The sequence below is a fragment of the Photorhabdus temperata genome (genome assembly GCF_025384845.1).
Taxonomy (GTDB): Bacteria; Pseudomonadota; Gammaproteobacteria; order Enterobacterales; family Enterobacteriaceae; genus Photorhabdus; species Photorhabdus temperata.
Genome location: NZ_JAJAFX010000088.1, coordinates 1 through 8,931, shown reverse-complemented (window position 1 = coordinate 8,931; position 8,931 = coordinate 1). Strand labels below are relative to the sequence as shown.

Here is an 8,931-nt window from a genome sequence, read left to right as displayed (position 1 = left end):
TCTTGTGGGGCGACATTGATTGCTTCGCAAAGTCTATTTCAGGCATAGGATGGCGGTAAAAGGTAATATTTTGCCTGAAATAGAGCGAGTTGGTTCAAATATGGATGCTCAGTTCTTCATTCTCTTTTTATAAACTACCCGGTTGGCGTGGTGGGTTTCGTCCTGACATATTGGTCGTCGCACTGCGGATATTCTGACTCAATACTCCTTATCATTAAGGCGGTCCAGTATTTCCACGTGTTTAATGGTTTCTGAATCCTTAATATCCGGTGGTGCCGCCAGAAGTTCTTTTTCCCAGCAAGCCAGTCGTTTGGCTGGCAGTGGATGAATAGTGGGAAACCATTTTTTAAGTAAGTTTTTTAATGCAGCTTTCATTCGGAAAGATCTTCATCAGGGGGACCTAAACGATCCAATTCTGCCAAAATCAGTGGAATTTGGGCGTCTAAATCAGCGGGTCTTTTATCTTTACTCCACCAGATAAGTGGCCCACGGCGTTTATAATCCACTTTACTGACTGCTTCTTTGCCGTTTAATAAGAATTTCACCATAAAGGCCACTGCCAGCGCTTTGTCATTACCACTACTTAAGAAGGCAAAAGTATAGCTGCTGACGTTAGGGATAAAGACACGCTCGATAAGGTTATTGTTTTCATCCAGTCCGTAGACTTTGAGATACAGAATATTGGTTTTTTCCAACATGCCTAATTGTGGATAACGGGCGGCATAGGCTTTGCCTTTATACCAGGTGTAAAAAATCTGTCGTTCACGGTCGATAATTAACGGTGTCTGTCTCTGCCAGAAAAATACACAATAAACAAAAGGTGGGATAATCAGTAGATAGAGCAGCAGGAAGCTTATATCAATTATGAGCAGCCGAGAGCTACTTGGGTAAAAGTTATAGCGACAATACAAGTATTTTCTTAGTGAAATTTTTTCATCATGAGCAATATATTCATATTTTTTAAGAAAATCTGGTAGAGCAGGGTTTAAATAAAATTCTTCGCCATAATCTTTTTTTGCATCGTTAACAGACCAAAGCAGATTTTTTTCCGCTGCCCGCCATGTTTCAATAAAATCGTTAACGTTCAATATTAAGCTACTGATAATTCCCAGAGTTACTGGAATTAAGGTGATACTACGGAAACGGCGTTGAGGATTTCGGATATGGCATTCCTTGTCATTAAGGTAGTCCAGTATTTCCACGTGCTTAATGGTTTCTGAATCCTTAATATCCGGTGGCGCTGTCAGAAGCTCTTTTTCCCAGCGTGCCAGCCGTTTAGCTGGCAGTGGATGAATAGTGGGAAACCACTTTTTGAGTAAGCTTTTTAATGCTGCTTTCATTCGGAAGGATCTTCATCTGGGGGACCTAAGCGATCCAGTTCTGCCAAAATCAACGGAATTTGGGCGTCTAAATCAGCGGGTCTTTTATCTTTGCTCCACCAGATAAGTGGCCCACGGCGTTTATAATCCACTTTACTGACCGCTTCTTTGCCGTTTAATAAGAATTTCACCATAAAGGCCACCGCCAGCGCTTTATCATTGCCACTGCTTAAGAAGGCAAAAGTATAGCTGCTGACGTTAGGGATAAAACCACGCCCGATAAGGTTATTGTTTTCGTCCAGACCGTAGACTTTGAGGAACAGAATATTAGTTTTTTCTGCCATACCTACTTGTGGATAACGGGCAACATAGGCTTTACCTTTATACCAGGTGTAAAAAATCTGCCGTTCGCGATCGATAATTAATGGTGCCTGTCTCTGCCAGAAAAATACACAATAAAAAAAAGGTGGAATAATTAGCAGATAGAGCAGTAGGAAACCTAGATCGACTTTAAGGAGATAGTCGCTATATGTATAATAATTATAACGGTAATGCAGGTATTTTCTTAGTGAGAGATTTTTATCGTCACCAATATAGTTCATACCATTCAAATAGTCAGGTAAGTCATTACGTAGATAAAACTTCTCACCATACTCTTTTTTGGCTACATCAACCCAATGATAAATTTCTGATTCATTACTCTTTCGTTCTTTTATAAAATCATTCACTGTTAATACCAGGCTGGTAATTAATCCTAGAGTTACAGGGATCAAGTTAATACCCCTTAGGCGGCGCTGAGGGTTTCTAACCCAGCATTCTTTATCATTAAGGCGATCTAGTATTTCCACATGTTTAATTGTTTCTGCATCCTTAATATCTGGTGGTGCCGCCAGAAGTTCTTTTTCCCAGCGTGCCAGCCGTTTGGCTGGCAGTGGATGAATAGTTGGAAACCATTTTTTGAGTAAGTTTTTTAATGCTGCTTTCATTCAGAAAGATCTTCATCAGGGGGACCTAAGCGATCCAATTCTGCCAAAATCAATGGAATTTGTGCATCTAAATCCGCAGGTCTTTTATCTTTGCTCCACCAGATAAGCGGCCCACGGCGTTTATAATCCACTTTACTGACCGCTTCTTTGCCGTTTAATAGGAATTTCACCATAAAGGCGACTGCCAGCGCTTTATCATTGCCACTGCTTAAGAAGGCAAAAGTATAGCTGCTGACGTTAGGGATAAAGACACGCTCAATAAGGTTATTATTTTCATCCAGTCCGTAGACTTTGAGATACAGAATATTGGTTTTTTCGAGCATGCCTAATTGTGGATAACGGGCGGCATAGGCTTTGCCTTTATACCAGGTGTAAAAGATCTGCCGTTCACGATCGATAATTAATGGTGCCTGTCTCTGCCAGAAAAATACACAATAAACAAAAGGTGGAATAATTAGCAGATAAAGCAGTAGGAAACCTATATCGACTTTTAAATAATAGTCGCTATATTCAAAATAGTTATAACGGTAATGTAAATATTTTCTTAGGGAAATTTTTCTATCATTACCAATATAACGGGCATCTTCCATGTAATCGGGCAAGTCAGTGCGTAGATAAAATTCTTCTCCATATTTTTTTTTCGCTAAGTTTACCCAACTATGAATCCATGCTTCATTTTTTTTTCTCGATTCCATAAAGTCGTTAACGTTTAATACCAGACTACTAATAATCCCCAGAGTTACTGGGATTAAAACAATACTCCGATAACGATGCTGGGGATTTCTGACCCAACACTCCTTATCATTAAGGCGATCCAGTATTTCCACATGCTTAATGGTTTCTGTATCCTTAATATCCGGTGGTGCCGTCAGAAGTTCTTTTTCCCAGCGGGTCAGGCGTTTGGCTGGTAGCGGATGAATAGTGGGAAACCATTTTTTGAGTAAGTTTTTTAATCGTTGCTTCATAGTGTGCGCTCCCCGTCAAGACTGCCCTTAATGGTATTTTCTGATGTGGGTTTTTCTCCCTGGAGATAGCGTAAAGGGGCAATGACATTTTCTGATTGCTCGTAGTACCAGTACAGTTCACTATTGCGGGAATAAACGCCCATAGTTTCTGAGATGACTATTTCCAGCGTTGCCGTATTGCCATTCAGGGTCAATTTGGCCCGCTCTTTAGCTTCCCTGAATTTGGTACTACGGAAGGTATCAGGGATATATTTGCGGCGGTTAATTTCAATATAATCGATTTTTCCTTCCCAGTAGTAGGGAGTTCTGAATGGAGTCACAAATATCCCGCGAATATCTGAGAGACCCATCTGAAAAGCTGGCAGGGTAAAACAATAGGTCGTGACACCAAACTCCTGATGTATTTTCAGTTGTGGCTGAATAAAGAGATTTAAAAACTCTTGGTTTTCGATAACAAAATAATTTTGTGTGTCATTATCCATTTCTCTTGCTTTGTTTAATTGTGCTGTGATAGTGGGTCTAGAGTCTACCTGCCAGAAAGCATATTTCTTTCCAGCCCCCCAAAAACAGTTATTCAGCACTTTCTCCAAATCTGACCAGGCGCTGCTGGCCTGTATAATACTGCCACCGACAAGCAAACTGGCTCCCACAGCCAGCCATGCCAGCAGTCCTGCTGTCATGACCGAGCCGGCGGTAAAGAAGACTAATCCTACCGTTGTTAGGATAATGGTGCCTGTTCCGATAGCGATATCACTATAAGCTTCTACGCTATTACCCACGTTGAACGCATTACTGGCATCATAGAAGGAGACCAGTGCCCCTAAATAGCCTGCCACGCTACCGGCAACACGGGAGAATTGACTGACCATAGCCGTATTGACAGCAGGCACTTTTATGCCGTTCATCAGCGCTTTGACTATCGGGGAATTCACTTTACTTGCCAGCGTCGAACCAATAGAGGTCAAATCGGCACTCATACCAATCACCGCGGTACTAAAGCGCAGCAGGCTCATATAGGACGGTCCGGGCTGTAACGGGTTGTTGCGGGCATATTCTGTCTGCATAGCCACATCCGCCAGGGTGAGAGCATTCAGAAACAGGCTGACGCCGGTCAGTGAGGAGTCAAACAGTAAACCAATGGACGGTTTACCGGCCCCGTCTAAGGTAAAAAGCTGAACTGGCGAGTCTGCAAGGGTCTTAACTTCCGGCAAGGTTATCACCGGTTTGTCGCCGAGTGATCCTAGACGTTTGCTCCAGTTAATTATTCGCTCCCCAATAGCCTGTGTCTGTACCGCTGGATCTGGCAGGTGACGATTTGTTTTCGATTCCAGCCGTTTAAGCACTTCCTGATAACTCTGTTCACTGAGCGCCACCCGGCCATCCGGTTCAATCACCACGCCCAACGTAGATAACAGGGCGGGAACAAATTGTTGGGTTATCCGGTCAATGGCTTTCTGGGGAAGTTGCCGGACGTAATTTGCCCCCTGATGAATCGCCTGACCAGGATCAACACAGACGGTTGCCAAAAATGTCCCCATGCCCAGCAGAATATTATCGACTCCGCGAATAAACTGGCTCTTAAGCATCGGTGATTTGACTTTGTCGTTATTCAGTACGGTGATAACACTGCCGGTAATGGTGCGCCAGAAGTTGCCATCCCCGTTGCTGTCCGACTCTTTGGCGGCAAGTTTTGCCAAAACCTGTTGGCCGGGGCGGGAAGATTGCAGGTTGCCGAGCAGACCGGAGAGGATTTCACTGAAAAATTGGAACTCCTGCGCGTCTTCTTCTTCCCGCGTCTCTTTTTTGCTTCTCACCCTTTACTCATTCCTATTTTCTGCTTCCCGTATTAGATGCCATACAGTTGTCCGCGGCTCTGCGCCCTGAATATCAAAGGCAGTCGCGCCCTGAACAAAGAAATATTGTTTGTCAGGCTGGCTGTCGGTGCGCCAGAATCCGCTGACAAGCATTGGTTCGCCGCTTCTCACCGGGGTTACATGCAGGGGACCCCGGTCATAGCGGGCATACCAGGCTTGTGTAGAAGTATCATTAAAATGACCTGCACCGTGAAAGTGCAGGGAATCACCTTCTCCCGGCACAAAACGTATCGGGCGAATCAGCTGGTTAATAGCAAAATAACTCTCCGGGACACTGCCCGGCAGCGGTGTCAGATCCGGGTATTTGCCTGCGCGGATCATCAGACCATTGGAGTAAGGACTAATCACCACATCCGGGTAGCGTGCCAGTGTCTTACGTATCCAATATTCTCCGCCTAGCCGTCCGACAAAGCGTTTGGACAGCAGGGTGATCCAGTTCATGCTCCGTATAGAATCGGCATAATCATCCAGTGTGGTATGAACCGTAGAGTTGACTTGCAGGGTGGGGTAGCGTAGGGCCAGTTGATACTCTAAGGGGAAATAATCATGATAATCTCTGGGCAGGACCAGACAATAACCACAGTCTCCCCAGTCAGGTTCGAGCTGTTCACACAGAAAATCCAGCCAGGCCATAAAGCGAGCCATGCCCTCTTGTTCCTTCAAATAATCCCAGGGCAGTACCAGACTCAGGTAAGAGCTACTGTCATCACCATCAATTTCTCGGGAATCCAGGTAATGCATCAGATAGTGGGGGGCTTCATAGAGATTTTTTGCGTCACTAATATCCCAGCTAGAAAGCTGATTCTTTTTCTGATTAAGAATACCCTCTTCCACTTTGGCAATATTTTCCGGTGAATATTTTTTTAACCCTTTCAGCTCATGAGTATGAAAACGCAGGTGAGTGCCAAATTCTTCGCGAAAACGGCGATAACAGGCCAGAATGCGTTGTTTTTTCTCCTGTGTGTAGCCCTGTTTAAAAAACAGGGTAATTGAGAGACCCAGGCGGGAAACGGTTAGTTCATCGCCATTGATAAAAAGAAAAGAGGTCAGTTGTGATCTCAGTTGGGCAAAGTAATCTACAGTTTCCATCATGTTCTCCGTGAATTATGAGGCGGTGGCGAATGTGACACTCGCCAATATTGCCAGGACGGCAGCTAACGCGGCGGCGCTGACTGCGGCGGCGGCAGCTAAAATTTCCACCAGTGCAATCAGCGCCGCAGCAACGACAAGGGTGACAAGGATAACAGCGGCAACGCCAGCAATAATCACAACCACTTCCAGCATTCCTTCACCCACTGCTTTTAATATTTGCATCCAGCTCATGTTTTTGAGCTCTTCCAGGGTGATATCTGAGCCCTGTTGCACGGTTTGCCACCGGGCTTTTATCTCACTCTCAGTCCAGGTTACGATTTTCCCCGTCTGTTCACTGACCCAGGAAAAAGCGTAGCTGACCTGATGAGTGACCGGATCAATGATCTCTTCACATACCCACTTACCGGCTTCATTGAACCATGCTCCAAACTGGGCAAGGAGTTCACGAGTACTGTTACGGATGTAATCTAACCCTTGTTCTGTCAGGTCAGCGACTTCCTGCCCGAGAATGACCCAGTCTTCATAGCTGGGTAAAAAAGACCAGGGGGCGGTACTGACAAGCGGCAGGTTTTTTGTCAGCGGTTGCGGAATAGTCCCCGGTACGCCCTCTTCGGGTGGTGTGGGGGCATTATCAGGAGGTGAACCGGGTGGCAGGGGAGCCAGCGGTATCGGATTTTTATAGTGTTGTGAACCGGGTTGATAGTGTTCTCGCCACGTTTCATCATACTGCTTTTGCTCTTCTGTGCGGCTATCGTCGACGCGCATCACACCAAAACGATCACGGGTAGCAATCTGGATATAATCCTTTTCTTGCCCTTTACTGAGTGCATCCCCTGGAAATTTCACTTCAATCAACATTTTCAGATTATCGGGGTGCACAGAACCATCGAAGTAAGTGGCGTTTCTGCCCGGCCAGCGGAGAGCTTCATTTTTAACCAGAATAATATCGGGACGCCGAATACCAACAACCCCAAATTTCTCTGCGTCTTCGGCAGAAGGTCGGGCAAACGGATTACTGGATTGCGGTAAATTATCACCATAACGTTGCTTAGAGATTTGACTGGTCGCTAGCATAGGCAGAGGAGCGTCCTTTTTCCCTCGGATAGCAAATACTACTTCCGCTTTATAGGACCACAGGAAATCATGTTTGTATTCCTCGACTTTAATCAACCCACTCATAATGATTTGATTAAGAAAACGAATGGCGCCCTGCTTAGTGACAATCATTGCCGGCAGCCGCAGGGCGTATTCGGCTTTTTCTGCCAGGTAGCAGGGGTCTTCATCGGCGGGAAAAACCCCTATTTCCATTGTGCAATTAATTGAGGTGACGGCCGGACATAGGTTGCCGCTGTTGGATATTGCCATACTTATTTCTCCTTAAACTCCATAACATATTCTACCGGTGTGTTACCACTGACCCGGTATAAGGTTTTCTTCGGTTTCGGTGGGGCTTCTGGCGAATCCAGTTGCAGATTTTCTTCATCCGCACTCTGTACGGTCACGGTTCTGCCTAGCGCGTCGGTTTTACCGGAGAGGACCTGACCACTGTTGGTGGTGATGGTATAGAGGGTATCCACCAGCGGCTTACCGCTTTGCTCACTTCGCAGGGTATAGCGTGCAGAGTAGTCAAACAGCGCATCGGCGGATTTCTTGCCAGTGATATGGTCAGACATTGTGATACTGACACCTTCGATACGGATATTTCCCATTGGGTCAATGACTATCTGCCCGCCCGCGTTCCCAATAGTGATTTGCCCGCTTTCCGAGTGCACAGTGATATGTTTACCCACGGCAATTTGCTGGTTATCGGTGACGTTAAATTGATGGCTTTTACCAATTGAAATGGCTTGCTGACCTTTAATGGTCACCGTTTGATTTTGACTGACTTCAAGTGTCTGGAAGCCCTGCACAGCCTCGTCATCATCGTTTTTAATAATGGTGGTGCGGTTATGTTTGACTTCTGTTTTCTGGTCATGGTTTATCTGTGTGGTTTTATCCCTGAGAACCTGCGTCTTCATATCCCGTTGAGCGTGAATAAACACTTCCTCGCTGCCGTTTTCATCCTCAAAACGCAATTCGTTAAAGCCATGACCTTTATGGGTTTTGGTTCTGAAGGTGGTGCGGGTCTTTTCCGCCGGTAAATTCAGCGGCGGACGGTTAAGCGCGTTATAGGTACATCCGGTAATAATGGGGCGGTCAATATCGCCGTTGAGATAGGCGATAATCACTTCCTGGCCGACTCGCGGTGTGGCCAGAAAGCCAAATCCGTTGCCATTCCAGCCTTGTGCTACCCGTACCCAGCAGGAGGCCTGGTCGTCAGGCGCGTCGTAACGGTTCCAGTGGAAGTGAACGCGAACCGCCCCCTCTTTATTCACATAAATTTCTTCCGTGCCCGGCCCGACAACCGTGGCGACTTCATCGCCGTCGGCCAGGGGCTTATAGCGGTAGGGGGGACGCCAGTCGTTGCGGCCTGGAATAAATTGGGTCTGTGAATTTAGCGTAGTGCCGGCTCCGCCATCACCCAAAACGGCGGGCACATGCCCTTTATGTTGGGAAGAGACGACTTGCCAGCGGTCGTTCATGGCGTCAATCGGGTGGTGGGTTAATGTGAAGATCCTGCCCGGCATTAATCGAATACAGTTACTGTCCGCTTGCCCTGATTTGCTGCCGGCACGTAAAGCTTCCAGCCGGTACT

8 protein-coding genes are annotated in these 8,931 nt (G+C 46.1%); all 8 read right to left on the bottom strand.

Going from position 1 to position 8,931, the window contains the following annotated elements; genetic code table 11:
* Positions 1–198: 198 nt before the first annotated feature.
* The gene (locus LGZ99_RS22385; RefSeq protein WP_262979639.1) at positions 199–375 is read right to left on the bottom strand and encodes a hypothetical protein; all 177 of its coding nucleotides are present in this window, start codon (positions 373–375) and stop codon (positions 199–201) included.
* On the bottom strand, positions 372–1,340 hold the full coding sequence (locus LGZ99_RS22380; protein ID WP_262979638.1) for a hypothetical protein: 969 nt from the start codon (positions 1,338–1,340) through the stop codon (positions 372–374). Before LGZ99_RS22380 ends, LGZ99_RS22385 begins: the two co-directional genes overlap by 4 nt.
* Positions 1,337–2,305, bottom strand: a complete 969-nt coding sequence (locus tag LGZ99_RS22375) for a hypothetical protein (protein WP_262979637.1) — start codon at positions 2,303–2,305, stop codon at positions 1,337–1,339. The genes LGZ99_RS22380 and LGZ99_RS22375 overlap by 4 nt, the downstream gene beginning before the upstream one ends.
* A complete protein-coding gene (locus LGZ99_RS22370; protein WP_262979636.1) occupies positions 2,302–3,270 on the bottom strand; it encodes a hypothetical protein in 969 nt (322 codons plus the stop codon). The genes LGZ99_RS22375 and LGZ99_RS22370 overlap by 4 nt, the downstream gene beginning before the upstream one ends.
* Positions 3,267–5,084, bottom strand: coding sequence for a hypothetical protein (locus tag LGZ99_RS22365; protein WP_262979635.1), 1,818 nt, complete (start codon positions 5,082–5,084; stop codon positions 3,267–3,269). The genes LGZ99_RS22370 and LGZ99_RS22365 overlap by 4 nt, the downstream gene beginning before the upstream one ends.
* A gap of 3 nt (positions 5,085–5,087) precedes the next feature.
* A complete protein-coding gene (locus tag LGZ99_RS22360) occupies positions 5,088–6,233 on the bottom strand; it encodes a DUF3396 domain-containing protein (RefSeq protein ID WP_262979634.1) in 1,146 nt (381 codons plus the stop codon).
* A gap of 15 nt (positions 6,234–6,248) precedes the next feature.
* Entirely contained in the window at positions 6,249–7,601 is a 1,353-nt protein-coding gene (locus LGZ99_RS22355) for a VRR-NUC domain-containing protein (protein ID WP_262979633.1), read from the bottom strand.
* A 2-nt stretch (positions 7,602–7,603) separates the two neighbouring features.
* The coding region (tssI, locus tag LGZ99_RS22350) for a type VI secretion system tip protein TssI/VgrG (protein WP_262979632.1) at positions 7,604–8,931 on the bottom strand (1,328 nt) is incomplete at its 5' end.